Below are 22,048 nucleotides of genomic sequence, written 5' to 3' on the forward strand. Positions count from 1 at the left end.
TGAGGAGAGGACAAGATAATGAGCAATGCGCTTCCCCACCTGATTTCCGAAGGCCGGATCGGGTCCATGGTCCTGCGCAACCGTATCGCGGTACCCGCGATGGGTGTCAGCATGGCGGAACCCGATGGCCATTGTGGCGAACGGATCATTCGCTATCACGAGGAGCAGGCCAGGGGAGGCGTGGGGCTGATTATTACCGGTGTGGCAGGCGTTGCCTGGCCGATCGGTGGCAACCAGCTCAACCAGATTGCCATTTCCGATGACCGGTTTCTGCCGGGTCTGACGGCGCTCACCACGGCGGTGCATAAACACGGCGCGAAGATCGCGGCACAAATACACCATGGCGGTCTGGTCGCGCAGGTTGATATGCTGGAAGGGCGGCCGATGTGGGCGCCGGATTATCCCCCGGCACCCAAGACTGATTTTACCGCGGCCTTCATACCTGAAGAGATCGCGCAGATGGCCAAGCCGACGGAACCGGTCACGCTCAAGATCATGACGGTCGAGGATATCGCGCTGGTTATTCGCCAGTTTGCCGAAGCTGGCGTGCGCGCGAAAACGGCCGGGTTCGATGCTGTCGAAATTCACGGTGGACACGGGTATCTGCTATCCAGCTTCATTTCGCCCAAGACCAATGGCCGGACGGATGACTATGGCGGCTCGCGCGAAAACCGTATCCGTTTCCTGCTGGAGGTGATCCGCGCGGTGCGTGCGGCCGTGGGGCCGGATTTCCCGGTCTGGTGCAAGCTCGATTCCCGCGAAGTCGGCAAGGAAGGCGGCCTGACGATCGATGACGCGATCTGGAATGCCCAGCAGGCCGAGGCGGCGGGCGTCGATGCGATCTGCGTCACCGCCTATCACGATACCGATCAGCCCAAGCTGCATTCGGGATCGCACACCCCGCACACCCCGGGGCTGAACATTCCGTTCGCGGCGCAAATCAAGGCGGCGGTCAAGGTGCCGGTGATCGCATCAGGTCGGATCGAACCCGAAGTGGGCGACAAGGCGATTGCCGATGGCAGCCTCGATTTCGTGGCGATGGGGCGCAAGATGCTGGCCGATCCGCATCTGCCTGCCAAGCTGACGGCAGGCCGCCAGGAAGACGTTCTGCCATGTATCTATTGCTACACTTGCATCAGCGCCATCTATGTCAACGATTCCGCGCGGTGTGCGGTTAATCCTGAAACGGGCTTCGAATTCAAACGCCCCGACAGGAAAAATGGCGATGCCAGGCGTAAACGCGTGGTGGTGATCGGCGGCGGTCCGGGGGGGATGGAATCCGCCCGGCGGATGGATGCGCTGGGGCACGAGGTGGTTCTGCTGGAAAAGGGTGACAAGCTGGGCGGCACGCTGCGTTTCGCTTCGTTGGCCTATGCCGCGAACGAGCGTCTGCTTGACTGGCTGCAGCGGCAGATCAAGGCATCGAAGGTCGATGTGCGGCTGAAAGCCGATGCGACGGCGGATCTGATCCGTGCGCTCAATCCCGATGAAGTGATTGTGGCCACCGGTGCACGCCGCGCCATGCCGCCAATTCCCGGATCGGATCAGGCGCATGTCCTGTCAGGCGATGATATGCGTCAGCTCATGCTGGGGCAGAGCTCGGACGAGCTCAAGCGCAAGACGGGCTGGCTGGCCCGCACTGCAACCCGGATAGGTGCGGCCACCGGCATTACCGACAATCTCGAATTCGTACGCAAGGCGACTCACCAGTGGATGCCGCTGGGGCAGAATGTCGTGATTATCGGCGGCGAACTGGTCGGGCTGGAACTGGCCGAATTTCTGGGCGAGCGGGGGCGCAGGGTCACCGTGATCGACGAACAGCAGCGGCTGGGCCGGGGGCTGACCATTGTCCGCCGTATGCGCCTGCTTGAGGAGTTGCGCGAACACGGAATCGATCTGCGCGGTGGTGTATCGGGTATCCGGATCGATGCGGATGCTGTCCGTTTCGCAGACGAGCACGGGCAGGAACAGGCGGTGCCCTGCGATCAGGTTATCGTCGCGCAAGGGGCAACGGGCGATGTTGCGCTGGCCGAGGAATTGAAGGCGGCCGGGCTTTCCGTTCACTGCGTCGGCGATGCGCTGGGGGTCACTTACATCGAAGGGGCGATGCGCGGGGCGGCAGATCTGGTCGATCGGATCGGCTGAGCCTGCTCCGCCCTGCATCGTGCGGGCTGAATCTGGACTGCCTGCACCGTGCTGTATCGCCTTGCGTAAAACAGCGTTGTGAATTTGACAGTACTCATAGTTCTTCGTAAATCGTTTATGGGATTTGCGGGGCATTGCCCCGTGCGCAATTCACAATGCAAACAGCAGAACGTGTATGGAAAGGGAGAGTTATGACCGGTCGCCTTGCAGGCAAGAAGGCCCTTATTCTGGGCGTGAACCGCGATAATCTTGGCTTGGCACTGGCCGAACGGTTTGTTGCGGAAGGGGCCAGTGTGGCCATTGCCGGACGTAATCCGGACAATACGCAGGCGATTGGCAAGGAACTGGGCGTGCCCGCATTCGTGTGCGATCTGGCAGATGTGTCCTCGATTGACCGGATGGTGGAGGGGGCCGCCGATGCGCTCGGCGGGATCGATATCGGGATCAATTCGACAGGCTGGGGGCTGCTCAAGCCGTTCCTGGAAACCACTGCAGAAGATGTCGCGCTGATGTCGGTCCTGCAGTTCAACGGACCCTACCGCTTCTTTCAGGATCTCGTGCGGGTCATGCCGGATGGGGGAAGCCTGATCCAGATTTCGTCGGTGACCGCCACAATCATGATGGACAACCACGCCGCTTACATGGGCACCAAGGCCGGGATGGAACATGTGATGCGCACCATCGCCAACGAATTCGGGCCGCAGGGCATTCGGGCGAACTCGCTGGCCCCCGGGGGTATCGCGGATGCGCCGATGTCTGGTGGGGGGATGAACTCGGCCGCGATGCGCGCGCTTTATCAGCGCGAAATCCCTCTTGGCAGGCCGGGTGTGAAGAAGGATGTGGTCGATGCGGCGGTCTGGCTGGCCGGTGACGAAGCCGCATTCGTGACCGGGCAGGTCATTCACGTCAGTGGTGGGCAGACGCTGCGGCGCAACCCGTCGATTGGTGAAATATACGGCGCATTCGGCGCCTAGTCTTTGCAGGCCTTGCCGGATGCAAATCAGGCGTCCCTTGGCCAGTCTGGCGGGACAAGGAGGGGGCGGTGCGACCGCCCCCTTTTTTGCATGCCGAAGGCCTATGCTGCGAAATCGATTTCGTGGATCGGATTTGTGCCATCCCAGTCGCGGCTGGCCGCTATGCCCGATTTGATCAATTCTGCCGTGGCCGGACTTTCGATGAACTCCACGCGGGTTTCCGCTTCATCAGGCAGCGTCAGATAGGCGACGCGCGTGCCGGGGTTCTGCGCGCGGAAAATCGTAGTGCAGCCATCGGCTTCAGCCTGCGTGACCACGGCATCGAGATTGTCGGTCAACCAGGCGATATGATGCAGGCCGAGCAGGGGCTTTCCGTCCGCAGTGCGATAGGGCGAAGGGGTGTCGCTGGTTTGCTGGATCAGTTCGACCTGCATGTCGTTCTGATATCCCATGGCGACATCCATTTTGACCGTTGTCGCTTGACCCTGATAGATGCCTTCCATGGTGACATTGCGGAACACCGTCCACGGCCCGATCCCCATGGTGTTCATCCAGTGATCGATCCCGGCATCGAGATCTGCGACGATATAGCCAAGCTGTATGATCTGGCCGTACTTCAATTGCGACATGATTGGCGGTCTCCTTCAGGAATTGGGGTGGGGAAGCCTGCACTGCACCCATCACCCTGGCTTGGCCGTCTGACCCGATGGTCGATGGCGCTGGCGTCAGGCAGGAGGGCATGCGCCTTGCGCATTGGCAGTCCGATCCTCTCATCCGTTTCATATGTTTGCGTTGAAATATAGTGGACTAACAGTCCAGTCAAATGGCCATTGCCACGCAGGGACGCTTATGCCCGCCTTGTTGCGGGAAGCGAAAGAAACGCTGAGAGTTCTTCGGCAACCAGCCTGACCTGAATCGCCATATCCTCTGCCGACCAGAGCAGGCCACGTGAAAAATCGTGGCACAACCGGTCCAGCCGCACCAGCAGGAGGTGTGCCTGCGCCCGTTCGCGCGACAAGGGTTCGCCGGCGGGGGTACGTGCGGCAATGGCAAAGCCGCCAACGCCAGCCTGGCCCAGCAGATCGATCAGGTCGTTACGGTCTTTCTGCAGCCGTTCTTCGAATTTCGGCTCAAAAACCGGAAGCTGCACCGCCAGTTGGGAGACGTAGCCGTGATCGATGTAAAGATCGCTCAACGTCGCGATCCATGCGATCAACTTTTCGATATCACGCGCGGGGATCGCGGCCAGTTCGAGGAACAGTTCGTGCCAGTCCGTGGCGATGCTGTCGACGATGGCGATGGCGAGAGCGAATTTCGATTCAAAATGCAGGTAGAACGTCGTGCGACCGATTCCCGCAGTGCGGATGATGTCGTCAATCGTGGTTTCTACATAGGTCTTGGAGCTCAGAAGGCTGGCGGTTGCCCCCAGAATGGCCGCGCGTGTCTGGCGCAGACTTTCTTCCTGCAGCGGCGTGCGTCCGGCGGGGCGGCCGCGTTTGCGCTTGACCGGAAGGCTGGCATCGGTGGGTGCGTCAGTCATGTCGGGTGCGACCTTAGCCGGTTCGCTGCCTATGCCAAGCCTTGCGCGTGGACGTTATGTCCAATTGGCAGGATAAGGATTGTGTTACTATGTCACTACAGATTGCGTCACAGCATTTCAGGAGAAGGATGGCTGTGGCGAGGAAGGAAGATCAATCGTGACATATCTTGATAAAGGTGCGGCGCTGGAGTTCCGGCGTATGCTCAAGTGGATCGCACTGGCTGCGATTTTGATGGTTGTGGCCGCGTTGGCCTATCTGGTGATGATGGATTCGGTAACGGTGCACACCGTTCTTGCCACGATTTTGGGTGTTCTGTTTTCCGTTCTATTAGGTTGTGGCTTGTTTGCATTGGCTTTTTTCAGCAACAAGAGTGGTCATGACGAGGATGTGAGTTTAATTACCAAAAAAGATAACACCAAGACCTGAGTATTTAAATTATCCCTTTATTGTAATAGATTAAGAAAAATATTCAGAATCTGTCGATCAATCGGGAAAAATTAACCAGCCTTTCAAGCTTGTCCTCTATTCAAGGTGCCCGGGAGGACGGCATTGCTAGATCGACGAACATTGTCGCCCATTATCCTGGGCGTTGCATTTTTCTTGCTTACTGCAGCCAGTACATGGCTGATGAGCTTGAGCGAAGGGGTGCCTGTCGTGTGGCCGGCACCAGCAATTCTGCTCGCCTATCTCGCTGCGCGGCCAAAGAAAATGCACCGGATGGCCGTGATAAGCTGTGGCATCGGCGGGATGCTCGGAATGATACTGTTCGGGTGGTCGCCGCAGGTCTCTTTCCTAATGACGGCAATCAACCTGATCGATGAAATTGGGGCGTTCTGGCTGTTGGGTAAACTGCGCAGAGGGCGATTCGACTGGTTCGAAAGTCTTAACGGCGTGCTTTCCTTCGTACTGGTCGCCGGGATCATCTCGCCGCTTGCGTTGGCTGTGCCTGCTGCTCTGCTTGGCGGGACGCCGGCGGACGCAAACTTTGGCACGGTGTGTGTCGCGTGGTTCTTCGGCGACAGCCTTGCGGCGCTCGTTCTGACGCCTCTGGTCTGGCTCGCGTTGAGCGGGCAACTGGCCCTGGAGGTCAGAAGCAAGTCCCATCTGGAAATGATCGGTGTGGTTGCCCTGTTGGCCGTGGTGGCGATATCCGCGACAGGGGTCTTCCTTCAGCCGACCACGCCGCTGCTGCTGTTGCCGTTCTTCCCGATTCTGATGTCTGCTTTCAAGGCAGAGCGGCTGGGTGCGGTGCTGTCATTGATCATCCTGTCCCATATCGGCATTGCGGCGACTTATTCTGGTCTGGGGCCGATCGCAGCGATGACCGGATCTTCGAGCTGGGGTTTCAGGGCGCTGCAATTGTACCTTGCCACCGCCATGATGTCTGCCTTGCCTGCAGCGGTGAGCTTGCAGCAGCGCAGGCTGGCGGCAGAAGAACTGCGGCTGCTGGTGCAACGCCTGAGCAAGAGCGAACTCAAGGCGCATAATCTGGCCAATACCGATGCACTGACCGGGTTGGCCAACAGGCGCTACTTCCTTGCCGAGCTTGAGCGGGCCGTTTCGGAACGGCGGGCGTTCACGCTGACGATAATGGATTTGAACAGCTTCAAAGAAATCAATGACTATTGGGGCCATGTCGTTGGCGACCAGATATTGAAATATGCAGGCGAACGGTTTCGTCACGCGATGGGTTCGTCTGCGGTACTCGCGCGGCTCGGGGGTGATGAATTCGCGGCGATTGTATTCCAGCCCTCGCGGTCCGATGCGGACAGGCTTGGGCATCGCATTGTCGCAGCGTTGGAAAAGCCAATCCTTATCGGGCGTAAGAGTTTTCGGGTATCGGCGGCCTGTGGGCTTGTTTATGCCGGTGTGGGTGGCACGCATTCATCCGCGCGCCTTGTCGCGCGGGCGGATGCCGCCATGTACCACGCGAAGCGTAACCCGGATCAACGCTTCGTGCTCTATTCCTCGAGCCTTGGGGCGGATGAGGAACGCAAGGTCAAAATCCATGATGCGCTCTGCCAGCCGGTACAGCGGGGGGGCATCTATCCGGTGTACCAGCCAATCTATAACCTTGATTCTGGCGCATTGGTTTCATTGGAAGCACTGGCGCGCTGGGATTTGCCTGGGTTGGGCGTAGTCCCTCCCGGTGAGTTCATTCCGATCGCGGAACGAACCCGGGTCATTCCGGCCCTGACATGGGAACTTCTCACGCAGGTCATGGGGGATGCCGTGCATTGGCCGGATCATGTGTCGCTATCGTTCAACGCGTGTGCGGCGCATATCGCCACGCCGGGTTTTGTAGGTGAACTCCTGCATATTCTGCGCGAGGGCGGGTTGGCACCGCATCGCCTGAAACTGGAAATTACCGAGACGGCGCAATTGGCCGACAGCGACCGTGCGATGGAAAACTGCGGCATCTTGCAGCAGCGTGGCGTTCGGATCGTTCTTGATGATTTTGGCGCGGGCTATGCATCGGTTTCCTACCTGCGATCGATGCGCTTTGATGAAATCAAGCTTGACAGTTCCCTGACGCTCAACGCCCGGAAGGAAGAAGGCCTTCTCCTTGCAAAAGGCGTAATCAAACTGTGCGAGGCGTTACAGGTGCCATGCACGGCTGAGCATCTTGAAGGGTTTGACGATGTCAGCCGGTTCGCCGAACTGGGTTGCCGTTACGGCCAGGGCTTTTGCCTCCAGGAGCCTGTGGCGGCGGAGAAGGTCGCTATGCTCGAGCCGGTATTGGCGTCGCTGCATGATACCGGACGGCGGGTTGCCTGATCCGCTGAAACCGCGCGCAAATTCTTGCGGCTTGCCCGTTATCGGGTGCGAGGGCTAGAACAGGGGCCATGGAGGCATCCCTTCCGATCAAGATCAAATTGCAGCTCATGTGCGGTGAAGAGATCGCGATGGGGCCGGGCAAAGCGGATCTGCTCGAGGCGATCCGCGATACGGGGTCGATTTCCCGCGGTGGCAGGGCCATGGGCATGAGCTATCGGCGCGCGTGGTTGCTGGTCGATACGATGAACCGCTGCTGGCGCGAACCTCTGGTCGAAACATCGCCGGGCAGCCATCACGGCGGTGGCGCCCGGTTGACAGTGGCGGGCGTGCGCGTTCTGGCGCTTTACCGCACTTTACAGGATAACGTGGCCCGGACGGTGCAGGGCGTGGAACTGGCTGAACTGCAAGCCGCGATGCGGAAAGCGCCGAAGTCCAGCCAGAAAGATTGAACCGGCGGCAGGATCAGACCGTGGCAATGGGGGTGGCGGGCGAACCGACCGATCCGGGCAGCCGGAGCGGCGGCGCGGTCAGCAGGAAAGCGCTGCGATTATGCGCCAGCAACCAGTCGGCCAGTTCGTGCAACAGCCACAGTTCGCCAAGGTGAATGCCGAGTTTGAACAGGCAGAGTTCGTGGAGCGGAAGGATGGCATGATCGGCGCCCGGTGGATTGTCCCAGTCATAGGCTTCCACCGCGAGATTGTCCGAACAGATGGCGACAATGCCGCTGTCATCGATCCATTGCAGCAGGCGCGGATCGCTTCCATCCAGCCCAGCGCCCAGAATGTCGAGAATGCTGCGGTCGGGCTGGCGGTTCATCGACAGCACCGCTTCGTCATACCCGACGTGCATCAGCAGGAAATCGCCTTTTTGCACATCCACCTTTTGCGCATCGATTGTGCGCATCAGATCATCATATCCGACCCGGCGATAATCGGTGCCAAACATGGCCTTGAAATTGAGCATCACACCACGGCCCTGAACGCCCGCAGCCGCCATGTTCTCAATTCCCAGAGCCCTGGCGTAAGGGCCATCGGGATGATCGGGGCCGAGCATATGCTCGTCCGCGCGGTAACCGTTGTAATAGACTTTTTCGGCCACACCATCGCCATCGGCATCGAATTTCTGGCCCATGTGAGCGAGCGAATCCCACTGGGTGGAAAACTGCGTGTAAAGTACCACGCCATCATCGCACATGACGTCGGAGCAGTGATCGCTCACCTGATTGTAGGCTGGCGAACCATCTTCCATCTGTTCGACGAAGAGGCGCGGCGGCTTGCGCATATCCACCATGGGGCCGGGATAATCGAGCGGCAGGGACAGTGTGAAGGCCACGCCTTGCTGCACTTCGCGAATGCCCGCCAGCCGCCGTTCAGGGGTCAGGAGATTCATACGGCCGAGTTGGTCGTCCGGACCGAAATCGCCCCAGTTGGAACCTTCGGGGCGATGTTTCCAGCGCATCGTACTCTCCTTGATCCGCACAGGATGCGATTGATCGTGCGCCGAGTGGCGCGCGGGGCGTAGGTGGCGCAAGCGTGGTGCGCTGTCAAAAGCAAACAGGAGTGGGCGGGTTCGCACAGCGGCTGTTTGGCCGTACTTGATTATCGCACAGTCTGTTGTAATAAATTACGGCAGACAAACAAAGTGCGCGTAAACAGTGCGCGCGAACGCGAAACCGGGAGAATGAGAAATGGCTGCAACCTTACCGCATGGCCGCAGCCATGACGTGGATTTCATGTTTACCAAACTGGTGGTGCATGATCTCGAGAGGGCGACGGAATTTTACCGCGATGTGTTCGGGCTGGTGGAGGTGCATCGTCTCGATGCCGAAATCACCGGGCGCAAAGTGAGTGAAGTGGTCTTTATGCCGACCTCGGAAGGCGGTCCGATGTTTGTTCTGGTACGGTTCCATGATCGGGCAGGCCCCGCCAGTGATGAAACCATACTGGGGTTCGCCACGCAGGACCTTGATGCGCTTCTCGAGCGGGCCAACGCGCTTGGTGGGGTTACAGCATCGCAGACGGCGGGGGTGGTTTCCGGCATGCTTTCCTGTTGGATCCGGAGGGGCACCTGATCCAGATCAGTCAGCCTGCAGGCTGACCCGCGCGTGCCCGGCACAATCGGCTTTCATATTTTCAAAGGATATTTGGGTGCTCGCTAACAAGGAAAGACTGCATCCCGGGATGCGCTGCAAGATCAGTTCGGAAAACGGGGCCGCCGTTACCCGCGATAGGCAGGACACATCCCCGGTATTGCACGCCTTGCCGTTGGGAACACTTGTGGTTTGTGCGCAGGTCGAGGCTGATGAAAGCGGCAATGCGCGCGTCCGGATCAGCAGCCCGGCTGGCTGGATGGATGCCCGCGATCTGGAACCCGCTGCCGAACTGCCCGCGCACGGCCTCGATTATGAGACATTCAGGCAGCGCCACACCACGGTCGCTGCGGGTGACTATTACGGCCTCGATTTTCCTTTCTCCATCGCGATGTTCGATACCTTTGGTGCAGCCTTCCTCACGGAGGCCTTCCGCGCGGCGGGTACAATCGCGGCCGACAATGCGGTGACGGAGATTGTCGAACTTAAGTCGCTGGGGAAATTCGGTGCTTCGGAAAATGCATTCCTCGAAGTGCGCTATGCCCGATCGGAACCGGAGCTGTCGGAAAAGCTGTTCGTCAAGTTCCCGCCGCCGGCGGAACGGGAAGAATACAAGTTTGGCCTTTCGCGCATGGCCCATGGCGAGATCGCCATGCACAAATTTTCGCGCGAACAGCCATTACCGGTTCCTGTCGCCCGGTACTATTTCGGTGAATATTCCTCCCACACGACCAATTATATTCTGATTACCGATCGCATCCCCTTTGGTGTCGATCCGATCGAGCCGGCCCATCTGAAAGGGTGGGATCATTTGATTCCCGCGCTGGAAGATCATTACGCGGTACTGGCCCGCTCCCTTGCCGCGCTGGCTGCTGATCATCGCACGGGCGCGTTGGGGTACGGCGTTGAGGCATTGTTCCCTTATGCGCGTTCGGCACGCGATTTCGCGACGGGTGCGGACGTGGAGGAAAGGGTTGATCGCCTGATCGATTTCGTATCGCGTGTGGCGCCGCAATTGTTCGTTGATCATGTCCGCGATCCGCAATTCCTTGCGCGGTGGCGTGAAGACCTGCTGTTCGGATTGGCGAACAAGGATGCCGTCATCGCCTATTTGCACAGCGACCCCGATTATGTCGGTATGTGCCATCCCAATCTGAATCCCGACAATGCGTGGTTCTGGCGGGAGGCGGATGGGAAACTGCATGCCGGATTGCTGGACTGGGGCGGGGCGGGGCAAATGAGCTTTGCGCAGGCGCTCAGTGGCATGCTGATGATGGTCGACCCGGAACGGCATCTGGCGATCAAGAACATGGTTCTGAATGCATTTATCGACGAATTCGCCGCGCGAGGGGCGGGCGCGCTCGATTTTGACGAACTCCATCTGCAGTACAAGGCTTCGCTCTATTCCACCGCGCTGGGCATGATTGTCGGCATGATTATCGATCTGATGCCGCAGTTTTCCGAAGCGGACTATGCAACGATGGAAAACCGGTTCGACCAGCGGCTGATGGATAGCGGGCTCTATGCCGCCGTGGTCTGGATCGACGATATGCTTCGTGAGGCGGGGGACACGCTGTCTCCCGGGGGGGCGAGCCGGATAATTCTGGAACGGATCGCTTCGACCTGACCTGATGGGCGGTGAGCGTACCTATTGCGAAGATGCCTGCGTGCGGATTTATGAGGGGGGGAAATAGCGCATTGCCCGTTCGCGGACAGTCCAATATGGCCATACGCGTGAGAATCTGACCGGTCCCTTGCGAGAAGCGACTTGCCAATTCGCTTCCGGCTCTGCAGGGGCACCGGGAATTTGCCTTGTCCCACCGCGCTGGGGCATCGGATCGGAACGCAAGGAGAGACCATGTCCGCCAGCCAGACCCAGAATCATGCCGCAGACCTGTCCGCGATGGACCGGATGTTGTCGCCCCGTTCGATCGCGTTGATTGGCGCATCCAATACGGCGCACCGCATTGGTGGCCTGCTCTTCGCCAACCTCAAGCGTGCTTTCAAGGGCCCGCTCTATCCGATTCACCCGACCGAGCAGGAAATCATGGGTGTGCAGGCGTATGCCTCGCTCGATGACCTGCCGGAAGCAGCCGATCTGGCCGTGGTGGCCGTGGCGGCCAAAATGGTTCCGGAAATGGTCGAAGCCGCAGCGGCGGCGGGAATCGCGGGTGCCGTGGTTGTCACCTCCGGATTTGCGGAAGTGGGCGAAGAAGGCGCCGCGCTGCAGGAACAACTGGCGGAAATTTCCCGGCGTACCGGCATTCGTCTGATTGGGCCGAACTGCATCGGCTATTTCAATATGCATGGCGGTGTGATGGCGAACTTCGCAATCACACCGGATTCGCCGCTGCCCAAGGCTGGCGGCACCGCACTGGTATCGCAGAGCGGCGGTTTCGGTTCCTACATCTCGCTGATGGCCATGCGGGCCGGGCTGGGCGTGGGCTGGTTCGTCAGCACGGGTAACGAAGTCGATTGCAACGTTTCGATGGTATGCCGTCATCTGATCGAACGGCCGGAAGTGAAGGTTCTGCTCGCCTGCGTCGAAACGCTGCGTGATCCGGATATCTTCATCGAAACGGCGGAACGCGCCATCGAACTCGACAAACCGATCGTCCTGCTCAAGGCCGGTCGCTCGGAAGAAGCGGCGCGTGCCGCGATGAGCCACACGGGTTCGATCACCGGATCGGCCGATGTGCTTTACGCTGTTTGTGAACAGTACGGCGTGCATATCGCTGAAACGATGCAGGAAATGCTGGATCTCGGGCTGATGTTCGAAACCGGCAAGCGCACCAAGGGCCGCCGTCTCGCCGTGCTCACCACGTCTGGTGGTGCGGGCGTGCTGTTGACCGATGAAGCGGCGGAAGTGGGGCTGACCGTGCCGGAATTGCCGGCCGAAGAACAGGCCGCGCTGGAAGCGGTTATGCCACCGCCGTTCTTCGGTTCGATGGCCAATCCGCTCGACACCACCGCGCAGATCGTTGCGCACCAGCACGCGGCTGTCGGCATCATGGAGCATCTGGGCAAAAGCCCCTCGATCGACATGATCACTTGCGTGACCTGGGATCACACACTCGATTTCATTCAGGCGCTGATCGATGGCGACAAGGGCACCGACAAGCCGGTTTCGATCCTGTGCACGGGGCTGGTGGAGAAGGTTTCGGAAGCGGGGACGCCGCTCTATCTCGACCCGTCGCGTGCGGTGCGCCCGCTGGGGGCGCTCGCTCGCCAGTCGCTCGATCGTCCGAAAGTGGTCAAGGCGCCTGTCAAGGATGAGGCGCGTATTGCCCGTATGCGGGCGCTGTTCGAGTCCCTTGAAGGCCGCAAGGTGTTGATGGAGCATGAAGGCAAGCAGCTCTTCGCGGAATACGGTATTCCGGTGACCCGGGAAAAGCTGGTGGCGACCCCGGCCGATGCGGATGCCGCTGCGGCTGAAATCGGCGGCAAGGTGGCGATCAAGTACATGAGCCCGGAACTGATGCACAAGTCCGACGTGGGCGGCCTGCGTCTCGGGCTGGAAGCCGGTTCGGTTCAGGCGGAGGCCGAAGCCATGTTGCAGGACGTGGCGCGCGGTGCCCCACATGTGGCGCTTTCGGGCATTCTGGTGCAGGAAATGGTCCCTGCGCGCATGGAATTGACCTGCGGGATCAAGCGCGATCTTTCGTTCGGCCCGATCATCGTGGTCGGCATGGGTGGTGTGCTGGTCGAAGTGCTGGCCGAAGTGGCCATGCTGCGCCCGCCGTTCGATGCCGATATGGCGCGCAAGGTCGTGGCCAGCCTGTGCGATGGGCGCATCGCCTCGGCGCGGCGCGGGCTGGAGCCGGCGGAAATCGATGCGGTTGTCGCGACAGTGATGGGCCTTGGTCAGATGGCGTTGGAACTACCGGAAATCTCGGAAGTGGACGTCAATCCGGTGCGCATCGCCAATGGCCGTGCCGTGGCGGCTGATGCGTTGGTGATTCTGGAAGGTGCGGAAGACGCTGGCCATCATTGACGCCAAGGGCAGTTGACACCCGGTTTGGCCGATCCACAATGTGTGCGTTTGCAGGAGGATAGCGCATGCATGGGATCGATTACGGCATAGCCGGGCGCAAGGCGCTGGTTTGCGGTTCGTCGCGGGGGCTGGGGCACGCGTGTGCCGTCGCCCTTGCCCAGGCAGGCGCGGATGTCACGTTGAACGGACGCGATCCTGATGCGCTGGCACGCGCAGCCGATGATCTGGCCGCGGTGCTGGGGCACCCAGTTGCCTACGTCATTGCCGATGCGACAACGGCCGAAGGGCGGGCGGCTTTGCTCGACGCCTGCCCCGAACCCGATATTCTGGTCAACAATGCCGCCGGGCCACCGCCGGGCCAGTTCACCGATTGGGATGAGGCTGACTGGCAGGCGGCGTTGGCCGCCAACATGATCGCCCCGATCATGCTGATCCGCACGGTGGTCGTTGGCATGCAGCGTCGGGGCTGGGGCCGGATCATCAATATCACTTCGGGTGCGGTCAAGGCGCCGATACCTTTGCTGGGATTGTCCAACGGCGCCCGATCGGGGTTGACCGGCTTTGTCGCCGGGTTGGCGCGCGAGGTGGCGCGGGATGGGGTGACGATCAACAACCTGTTGCCCGGGCAGTTTGAGACCGATCGGCTGCGCAGTCTTGCCCAGGCACGGGCGGCCAGCACGGGCGCCACGTTTGAACAGACATGGCAGGCAATGGCCGCATCCAACCCCACCGGGCGGCTGGGGCGGCCGGAGGAATTCGGCGCGACCTGTGCCTTCCTTGCCAGCCAGCAGGGGGCCTATATCAACGGCCAGAACATCCTGCTCGACGGCGGAGCATATCCGGGCACATTCTAGGGCTTGTCCGAACGGTACGGGGAGCGGGTGCCAATTCCCGCTGGCATAAATGGCTCTGCGCGTCGTTGCTGGGATAATATGTATACCCTGCGTCGGGTGATAGCGCTTCTTACGTGTTCCAGAATGCTTTACTAGGTGAAATACTGAAATCGTATTGTTGGAATTTCAATAATATTTGATATTAATATCAATATATTATGTGAGGTAATGGGACGTAATGGGTTTTGCCGCGCTGTTTGCGCATGGTCTTGTTTACGCGATTATCATGCTGGGCATTTTCCGGTTGAGAAAGCATCTGGGCCTTGGTGTGTTGTTCTGCCTGATTGGTTCGATGCATTTTCTGGAGACCTATCTTGCGGCGACATTCTTTATCGATTTGCCGTTTGGTCTGATCTCGCCGGGGTCGACGGTGATGTTTGCCGGAAAATTGAGCCTGTTTCTGCTGTTGTACATCAAGGAAGACGCGGAGGTCATGCGGCAGCCCGTGTACGGTCTGCTGGCCGGCAATGTGTTGATGCTTATCCTCGGCGCTATCCTGCGCCTGCATTCCAACACGGTAGAAATGCCGGGTTATAACCCCGATCTCATCTTCGTCGATCAGATGGGGTTTCTGATGATGTGGGGCACGATTCTCCTCTTCATCGATGCGATCATGTTGATCATCATTTATGAACGGCTTGGTGGATTTATCTCGCGGACCTTGTTTGGCCGGATATTTGTCAGCCTCGCCCTTGTTCTGAGCTTCGACCAGGTCTTTTTCTATCTCGGCCTGCACTATCTGGCCGGTGTCCCGCAGGCGGCATTTTACGGCGGCTGGATCGCAAAAATCGGGGTCGCGGCATTTTTCACGGCGGCCTTGGCGTTCTATTTGCGCGTTTGCGAACCATCAGTGGTGGGAACGCCCACCCGCCAGATCGCGGATGTTTTCGATCGTCTGACGTACCGCCATCGTTACGAGAACCTGATGCGGCAGGTGGGCAAAGATCCCCTCACCGGTTTGCGGGATCGCGGCCTGTTCGAACAATTGGGCCCTACGATTTTTGCCTCATCAGTGCGCGATGCCACACCGATGAGCGCGATCATGATCGACATTGATCGGTTCAAGTCGATCAATGACAATTACGGGCATATTGTCGGTGACCGGGTGATCCAGAACGTCGCCCAAACCATTTCGAACACGATCCGTGATGATGATTACCTGTTTCGATATGGCGGGGAAGAATTCGCGCTTATCTGTAACAAAGGCGCGGTTGAGGCGCTGGCGCTCGCGGAACGTATCCGTGCTGCGGTTATCGCAGATCACGTGCTGGAAGGCGGCGCAGCGGTTTCGATCAGTGCGGGCATATCGACCCGCACAGTGTGCGATACCGATTTTACGACTGTGCTGTCGCGTGCCGACGCCGCGCTGTATCAGGCGAAAGCCCGGGGCCGAAACTGCGTCGAAGGTTTATAGTGCGCGCACCTTTTCGATATCAAAAGGCGAAAGGCACCAATGGCTTGTGTCAGTATGCCGCAGCCGACGCTTGACAGAGTGGCCGCAAGACAGGACGGTCGGTGCGATAACGGGCACCGCGCCCGACATCGGGGATGAGGGTTGATGATCTTGCATAGCGTATTTTCGGATCGTTCCATCGTACAGGACGGGGAGGGCGCGGCGTGAGCGGATTGCCGACGCGGCTGGCGGTTCCGCAGATGCGCGAGGAAGAGGTTGTCGCAGCGTTGATCGGTGCGTGGCAACTGGAACTGTGCGCGACCTATCACCCGGATGGCAGCGTGACTTACCCGTTCGGCGAGGATGCCAAAGGGCAGATCATGTACAGCGCCGATGGTCACATGGGTTGCGAAATCACTGCGACAAACCGGCCCATTCTTGACGTGCAGACGATCTACCATGCCACGGACGAGGAACTGGGACGTTCCATGCGCGGCTTTTCCGCCTATTTCGGTACCTTCAGCGTCGATGCCGCAGCAGGGATCGTGATCCATCACGTGCAGGGGGCGTGGTTCCCCAATTTCGCCACGATGCAGCAACCGCGACACTATTTCTTCGACGGCGACCTGCTCTATCTCGAAGCCATGGTTGGCGCGGATCTTGCCCGGCTGACGTGGCGGCGGCGCAATTCAGGCACGCTGCCCGGTCATTGATCGCAATGATCGTCGATTGCCTGCGGTTTTGCAAACAGAGGAAAGCCCATGCGTTATCTCAGTTTCAAGCGCCCTGATGGCACGCCCACGTTCGGTCGGCTTGCCGGGGATCGGGTGTTCGATCTGGGAACCCCGGGCGAGGCTTCGTGGCTCCGCGATGCGATAGCGGGCGGCGCGCTTGGCGCGCTGACTGACGGGCAGGCTTATGCGCTGGATAGTGTGGATCTGCTGCCGGTCATCCCGAACCCGGGAAAGATTCTCTGCATCGGGTTGAACTATGCCAGCCATATCGCGGAAATGGGACGGGAAAACAAAGGGTACCCCGCCGTTTTTACGCGCTGGGCCGATACGCTGGTGGCGCATGGTGCCCCGTTGATCCGCCCGCGCGATGGGCATGAGTTCGACTACGAAGGCGAACTGGCCGTGATTATCGGCAAGGGCGGTCGGCATATTCCGCAAGCAGAGGCGCTGGATCGTATCGCAGGCTACGCTGTGTTCCATGATGCTTCGCTGCGCGATTGGCAGCGGCACAACAGCCAGTTCACACCGGGCAAGAATTTTCCGGGCACGGGTGGATTTGGCCCGGCGCTGGTCACCCCCGATGAAATCGATGATCTGGGGGTGCAACGGGTGCAGACGCGCTTGAATGACGCATTGATGCAGGATCAGCCGGTTTCGGACCTGATCCACGATGTGCCGGCCTTGATCGCCTATTGTTCCAGCTTCACCGAACTGCGCCCCGGCGATGTTATCGCGACGGGGACACCGGGTGGTGTGGGGCTGGGGCGCACCCCGACCGTGTTCATGAAAGCGGGAGACCGGGTGGAGGTGTCGATCGGGGTGATCGGCACGCTGACCAATACGGTGATCGACGAAGCCTGACCTGGGGGGTCAGGCGAAGAAAGCGGCTTCTGCTTCGGCGCTTACCGGTACGCCGGAAAGCCGGGCGCGCTGCAGCGTGATCCAGTAGTAGCGATAGCTGGCCCGGTCGTAGAGTTCGCCTTTGTACTGGATAGGGCCCCAATTGACGGCTTGCGCGGCGAGAAGCACGGCGGCGGCATCTTCCGCTTCGCTGAAATCGGGGCGCATGGCTTCGACAATCGGCTGAATCTGGGCGGGATAAATGCTCCACATGCGCTGGAAACCGTATTCCATGCGTGCACGTGTGGCATCGCCGCGCACCACATCGGGGTTCTTCAGATCGAGGCAGACATTGTGCGCCGCGACCAGCCCGTTGGCCAGTGCGGCGGCGACCATTTCGGTCTTGGCCCGCACCAGCAGCTTGTGTTCGAACTGGCCCGGGCTGCGCATCGCGCTGGCCGGGATGGCGCCATCATGGGCGCTGATGAAATCCATCAGCCCGAAGTCGAGCACCCGCATCCATGGCAGGGCGGCCATTTGCCACACATCCGCCAGCGCGCCATGCGTTTCGACCAATGCATGAACCGGGATGGTCCGCCCTATACCGCGCCGTGCGCAGCCTTCGCGGATATGATCGATCACTGCGCCCAGTTCGGCAGCGGAATGCGCCTTGGGGATAGTGATATGCGCCACCCGATCGCCTGCGATATCCAGCAGGATATCGATATCGGCCAGGCAGGCCGGGTGGTGCGGGGCATGCACGCGCATCCCCAACTGGTCGAACCGGTTCGCATCGGAAGCGATCAGCCCGGCGACCATCCGCGCATGCGCATCTTCTTCGCCCGCAGCGGCACCATCTTCACAATCGCCGGTTACATCGAAGACCGGGCCGAGTTCTTCCTGCAGGGCGAGAGCCTTGCGGATCAGCTTTTCGGCACCCGCGTAATGGTCCACCGTGGGAATGATCGGCAACTGACGTTCCCCGGCATAGAGGGCATCATTGGGGTGGACGGGATTGCTCATGCTCGGCCTCGGCTGATCGGTGCTCAGGATGCGCGAATGCGCGCCTGATCCCCTAGCGTTGCAAGCCCGCTTTCGTCGAGCCGGTAAATGAAGGAGGCAGCCGTGGTTGCGCGGTCAGGCGAACAGATCGTGTTCGCCTTCGCCGCTGATCGGATCGGGCATTTTGAGCTGTGCATGGTCTTCATGCGCGGGGCCGGATGTCGGATGAAACACCGTGCGGCACACCGTTCGCGACAGCATCGCCCAGTTGTCCCACAAGGTAACGGTCATCTGCAGTGGCATCATCCATGCGGTGACGAGCCAATCCTGCGTGATCGCCGGATTCGTCTGGAGTATGGCGCTGAGGGGTTGCCGGTTATCTGCCATCATCGAAAATTATCATTGCCTGCCGATTCGCCGCAATCGTTAAATATGACTATGCTGTGGCGCTGGCGGCAGGCGATAGCGTTTCAGACCTTGCCGAAACGCCCTTCGAAACCGGCAGTATCCCCCGTGGCCAGAAAGCGGGCCTGTTCTATCCAGTTGTCGCGGCGAATGCGGCCTTGAAAATTGCCAAGCTGGGCATCGATCCGGTCCACATCGGCATCGGACCATGCGGCGATCTGTTCAAACCGCGTAATCCCGAGCGACTGGAGCAGCGCGGCCAGCTTGGGCCCCAGACCCTTGATCCGGGTCAGGTCGTCATCCGATGAAGGCGCTGGCGATGAGGGAACTGGCGATGCGGGGGCCGGTTCCACAGCCACGGCCGGTTCCACAGCCTGTGGTGCGGGGTCTTCTACCGCTTCGGCCGGAGGTGGCGGCGGTGCGGCAGGTTGTGCCACAGGGGCGGTGGCTGGCGTTGGTGCCGGGCTGTAGGCCTGGGCCGCAGCGGGCGCGGCATCGATAAATGCCTGATTGCGGCGGGCCGGGGCGGCGCCTTCATCCAGCACATCGGCAGAAAGCGAGCTTTCCACCCGTGTCTTGTTGCCGCCACCAAAAATCCGCCATGCGATGGCAATGCCGATCAACAGGGCGATGACAAAGAGCCACCAATATTGTTCGAACAACACCACCATTTATTTTTGTCCTCCTAATTGGCCGCCTGCACGGCCCCATATAGCCCAGCCTATCGACAGGCCTATGCCATAGGCAATCAGCGACAGTACGAGAAGCTCCATCCAGATCGGCATGGTGTCCTCCTAGCGCGGGCCGGGCGCATCGACCGGTGTCGGTCGCAGCGGAACGGTTTCAAGCACCGAAAATTCGATACGCCGGTTGGCCGGATCGGACGTATCAAGCCCGTGAACTGGTTTGCTCGAGCCCACACCGCTGGCGCGCAACCCATCGGCGGGAATACCGCGCTGGATCAGGGCGCGTTGCACCGCTTCTGCGCGTTCGCGCGATAAGGCAATATTGCCCGGCTCGCTGCCCGAACTGTCGGTATGGCCGGTAATGGCTATGACGCTGCCGAGGCACGGGCGTAGCGCCGTCGCCACTTCGTCGATCAATCCCTGACTGGCGGGATCGATGGCCGCGCTTGCTTCTTCGAAGCGGATCGTCCGCGATAGCAGCAGGGCCTCCACATCGTTCTGGCAATGGAGCGGTGGCGGGGCAGCGGGCGTGACAATGCCCAGACTGGTGCCATCTTCCCAATGGACACCGCCCACGGCAGGAATGGCGGCAACCGCCACGGCAGCCCGCGAACGTACCGCTTCACTCAGGTTATGCCCGCCGTGGAGAATGGGGTGGCGGGAAGGCCAGCCACTCGGGAAAAAGTCGGCAGTAACGCCCGTTACGCGGGCTTTGGCCAGCGCGATCCGGGCGTCGTAATCGAGGCGCGCGGCAATGGTGCCGCCACTGCTATAGGCGACACCCACGGCCAGTGCGGCGCAAAGGCCTGCTCCGGCGAGCAGCAAAGAGGTGGAGCCGATCCGCATACCCCACCCTTAACTGCCACATCGGACGGGGGAAAGGTGCAAATCAGTCGGGCGTGATACCGCTTGCCACCCCGGTCAGGCGGATGAATTCCTGACGCCAGAAATTGGTCTGTTTGCCCGCAAGAGCACCGATATCCGCGTAGGAGAAGGTCCCCAGCAGGGGATCGCCGCGCAGTTTCTGGCCGAACGCGGCCACGGCGGCGGCAAAGGCCATGTCGCTGCCCGGTGCACCGGCACTGCGCAGGCTGGCGGTGGGCACCACCCGTTCAATCAGGCGCGAGGTGTCGCCATCGGGCAGTTTGTAGCGCAGTTTGACCAGCGCCAGTTCGTTCGCCTTGGCCGTGCTGGCCGCCGGAACAGGGTCGCCGTAACGGCGCGGCGCGATCCAGCCCTTGGCTCCGGTGGGCACGATTTCGTAAATCGCGGTCACCTGATGACCGGCACCGATTTCTCCGGCATCGACTTTGTCATTGTCAAAATCTTCTTCGCGCAAGGCGCGGTTTTCATAACCCAGGAGGCGGTACTGGCTGACAACGGCCGGATTGAATTCGACCTGTATTTTGACATCCTTGGCGATGGTGAAAAGCGTCGACGCCATTTCGTCGGTCAGCACTTTCCGGGCTTCCAGCGCGCTGTCGATATAGGCGTAGTTGCCGTTCCCATGATTGGCGATCTGCTCCATCATGGCTTCGTTGTAATTCCCGGTCCCGAACCCGAGCGTGGTCAGCGTGACCCCGGTGTCGCGCTCTTTCTCGATCATCGCGATCAGAGCCTTGTTGTCGCGTACGCCGACATTGAAATCGCCGTCGGTGGCCAGGATAACGCGGTTTACCCCGCCGTCGATGCGATTGTCGCGGGCAATCTGATAGGCCAGCTGCAACCCGGCGCCCCCGGCGGTGGAGCCGCCAGCCTGCAGTTTCTCCAGCGCTTCACGGATCTTGCGCGTGTCATTGGTCGGCTCGAGCACCAGACCGGCAGCCCCGGCATAGACCACGATCGAAACACGGTCGCGCGGACCAAGTTCGGCGGCGAGGCCCGACAGTGCGGTTTTCACCAACGGCAGCTTGTCCGCGCTGAACATCGATCCGGAGACATCGACCAGAAACACGAGATTGGCTGGCGGGCGTTCCTTGCGGGGCAGGTCATAGCCACGCAGGCCGATCCGCAGCAGCCGCGTGTCCGCATTCCATGGTGTGCGGGCGATATCGGTGGTGACGGTAAACGGCGTCGCGCGGGTTTCCGGTGCCGGATAGGCATAGCGGAAGTAATTGATCATTTCCTCGGTCCGCACGGCGTCCTTCGGCGGCAGTGCGCCCTGCGACAGGAAACGGCGGCTATTGGCATAGGCACCGGTGTCGACGTCGACCGAGAAGGTCGACACGGGTTCCGCTGTGGCGAGCTTTACCGGGGACACTTCCTTGCCGTCATACCGTTCATTGCCCGGATCGGTCGCGACGATGACGGGCGGGATATAATGCCCCGGTGCGATCTTGCTCCGTTCCATCATCGCATAATTGCCCGTTGGCGGGGCGGCAGCGACTGCTGGCGAGGGTGGAGGCGGCGGCGGTGGAGCAGGGGGTGGCGGGGCGGGTTGGCTATCATGGGCCGCTTCCCCTTGTTGCGGGGCGAGCACCATGTCCCTGTTGCCCTGCGAAGCGCAACCGGCCAGTACCGCTGCGAGACAGGTCGTGACCGTCAGTCTGGCAATTCGCATAACATTCCCCTCCG

20 protein-coding genes are annotated in these 22,048 nt (G+C 60.4%); 12 read left to right on the top strand and 8 right to left on the bottom strand.

Annotated features, from left to right (window positions below):
• Positions 1-18 precede the first annotated feature (18 nt).
• Complete coding sequence (locus EGO55_RS14560) at positions 19-2,145, top strand: oxidoreductase (protein WP_021688650.1); 2,127 nt, start codon at positions 19-21, stop codon at positions 2,143-2,145.
• 191 nt (positions 2,146-2,336) lie between these two features.
• Positions 2,337-3,119, top strand: coding sequence for an SDR family oxidoreductase (locus EGO55_RS14565; protein ID WP_021688649.1), 783 nt, complete (start codon positions 2,337-2,339; stop codon positions 3,117-3,119).
• A 101-nt stretch (positions 3,120-3,220) separates the two neighbouring features.
• Here the strand turns inward: EGO55_RS14565 and EGO55_RS14570 are convergent, their stop codons facing one another.
• Both EGO55_RS14570 and EGO55_RS14575 read right to left on the bottom strand, forming a co-directional pair.
• Positions 3,221-3,748, bottom strand: coding sequence for a VOC family protein (locus EGO55_RS14570; protein WP_021688648.1), 528 nt, complete (start codon positions 3,746-3,748; stop codon positions 3,221-3,223).
• A 218-nt stretch (positions 3,749-3,966) separates the two neighbouring features.
• The gene (locus tag EGO55_RS14575; protein ID WP_021688647.1) at positions 3,967-4,659 is read right to left on the bottom strand and encodes a TetR/AcrR family transcriptional regulator; all 693 of its coding nucleotides are present in this window, start codon (positions 4,657-4,659) and stop codon (positions 3,967-3,969) included.
• A 157-nt stretch (positions 4,660-4,816) separates the two neighbouring features.
• Between EGO55_RS14575 and EGO55_RS14580 the strand changes: the two genes are divergently transcribed.
• From EGO55_RS14580 to EGO55_RS14590, 3 genes are all read left to right on the top strand, one after another.
• Entirely contained in the window at positions 4,817-5,086 is a 270-nt protein-coding gene (locus EGO55_RS14580) for a hypothetical protein (RefSeq protein WP_021688646.1), read from the top strand.
• 105 nt (positions 5,087-5,191) lie between these two features.
• On the top strand, positions 5,192-7,438 hold the full coding sequence (locus tag EGO55_RS14585; RefSeq protein WP_084619823.1) for a putative bifunctional diguanylate cyclase/phosphodiesterase: 2,247 nt from the start codon (positions 5,192-5,194) through the stop codon (positions 7,436-7,438).
• Positions 7,439-7,506: 68 nt separating this feature from the next.
• A complete protein-coding gene (locus EGO55_RS14590) occupies positions 7,507-7,887 on the top strand; it encodes a winged helix-turn-helix domain-containing protein (RefSeq protein WP_021688644.1) in 381 nt (126 codons plus the stop codon).
• Positions 7,888-7,900: 13 nt separating this feature from the next.
• Here EGO55_RS14590 and EGO55_RS14595 read toward each other — a convergent pair whose 3' ends face one another.
• Positions 7,901-8,896, bottom strand: coding sequence for a cyclase family protein (locus EGO55_RS14595; RefSeq protein WP_021688643.1), 996 nt, complete (start codon positions 8,894-8,896; stop codon positions 7,901-7,903).
• 229 nt (positions 8,897-9,125) lie between these two features.
• Here EGO55_RS14595 and EGO55_RS14600 point away from each other — a divergent pair, with 229 nt between their 5' ends.
• The 7 genes from EGO55_RS14600 to EGO55_RS14630 all read left to right on the top strand — a co-directional run bounded on the left by EGO55_RS14600 (position 9,126) and on the right by EGO55_RS14630 (position 17,402).
• Positions 9,126-9,509, top strand: coding sequence for a VOC family protein (locus EGO55_RS14600; protein ID WP_124916797.1), 384 nt, complete (start codon positions 9,126-9,128; stop codon positions 9,507-9,509).
• 76 nt (positions 9,510-9,585) lie between these two features.
• Positions 9,586-11,154, top strand: a complete 1,569-nt coding sequence (locus EGO55_RS14605) for a hypothetical protein (RefSeq protein WP_021688641.1) — start codon at positions 9,586-9,588, stop codon at positions 11,152-11,154.
• Positions 11,155-11,385: 231 nt separating this feature from the next.
• Positions 11,386-13,521, top strand: a complete 2,136-nt coding sequence (locus tag EGO55_RS14610; RefSeq protein WP_021688640.1) for an acetate--CoA ligase family protein — start codon at positions 11,386-11,388, stop codon at positions 13,519-13,521.
• A gap of 65 nt (positions 13,522-13,586) precedes the next feature.
• Entirely contained in the window at positions 13,587-14,375 is a 789-nt protein-coding gene (locus EGO55_RS14615) for an SDR family oxidoreductase (RefSeq protein ID WP_021688639.1), read from the top strand.
• Positions 14,376-14,592: 217 nt separating this feature from the next.
• Entirely contained in the window at positions 14,593-15,828 is a 1,236-nt protein-coding gene (locus EGO55_RS14620; RefSeq protein ID WP_021688638.1) for a GGDEF domain-containing protein, read from the top strand.
• 203 nt (positions 15,829-16,031) lie between these two features.
• On the top strand, positions 16,032-16,520 hold the full coding sequence (locus EGO55_RS14625) for a lipocalin-like domain-containing protein (protein ID WP_021688637.1): 489 nt from the start codon (positions 16,032-16,034) through the stop codon (positions 16,518-16,520).
• A 48-nt stretch (positions 16,521-16,568) separates the two neighbouring features.
• Positions 16,569-17,402: a fumarylacetoacetate hydrolase family protein gene (locus EGO55_RS14630; protein WP_021688636.1), complete on the top strand. Its 834-nt coding sequence runs from the start codon at positions 16,569-16,571 to the stop codon at positions 17,400-17,402.
• Positions 17,403-17,411: 9 nt separating this feature from the next.
• Here the strand turns inward: EGO55_RS14630 and EGO55_RS14635 are convergent, their stop codons facing one another.
• The 5 genes from EGO55_RS14635 to EGO55_RS14655 form a co-directional block, all read right to left on the bottom strand.
• Positions 17,412-18,404 carry an HpcH/HpaI aldolase/citrate lyase family protein gene (locus EGO55_RS14635; RefSeq protein ID WP_021688635.1) on the bottom strand — a complete coding sequence of 331 codons (993 nt, stop codon included), beginning with the start codon at positions 18,402-18,404 and terminating at the stop codon, positions 17,412-17,414.
• A 114-nt stretch (positions 18,405-18,518) separates the two neighbouring features.
• Positions 18,519-18,773 (bottom strand): hypothetical protein, encoded by a 255-nt coding sequence (locus tag EGO55_RS14640; RefSeq protein ID WP_021688634.1) that lies wholly within the window; start codon positions 18,771-18,773, stop codon positions 18,519-18,521.
• Between the two features lie 80 nt (positions 18,774-18,853).
• A complete protein-coding gene (locus tag EGO55_RS14645; protein ID WP_021688633.1) occupies positions 18,854-19,459 on the bottom strand; it encodes a hypothetical protein in 606 nt (201 codons plus the stop codon).
• 123 nt (positions 19,460-19,582) lie between these two features.
• A complete protein-coding gene (locus EGO55_RS14650; protein ID WP_021688632.1) occupies positions 19,583-20,320 on the bottom strand; it encodes an OmpA family protein in 738 nt (245 codons plus the stop codon).
• A 43-nt stretch (positions 20,321-20,363) separates the two neighbouring features.
• A complete protein-coding gene (locus EGO55_RS14655; protein WP_040714655.1) occupies positions 20,364-22,034 on the bottom strand; it encodes a vWA domain-containing protein in 1,671 nt (556 codons plus the stop codon).
• Between the last annotated feature and the right edge of the window lie 14 nt (positions 22,035-22,048).

The sequence above is a fragment of the Caenibius tardaugens NBRC 16725 genome (genome assembly GCF_003860345.1).
Classification (GTDB): domain Bacteria; phylum Pseudomonadota; class Alphaproteobacteria; order Sphingomonadales; family Sphingomonadaceae; genus Caenibius; species Caenibius tardaugens.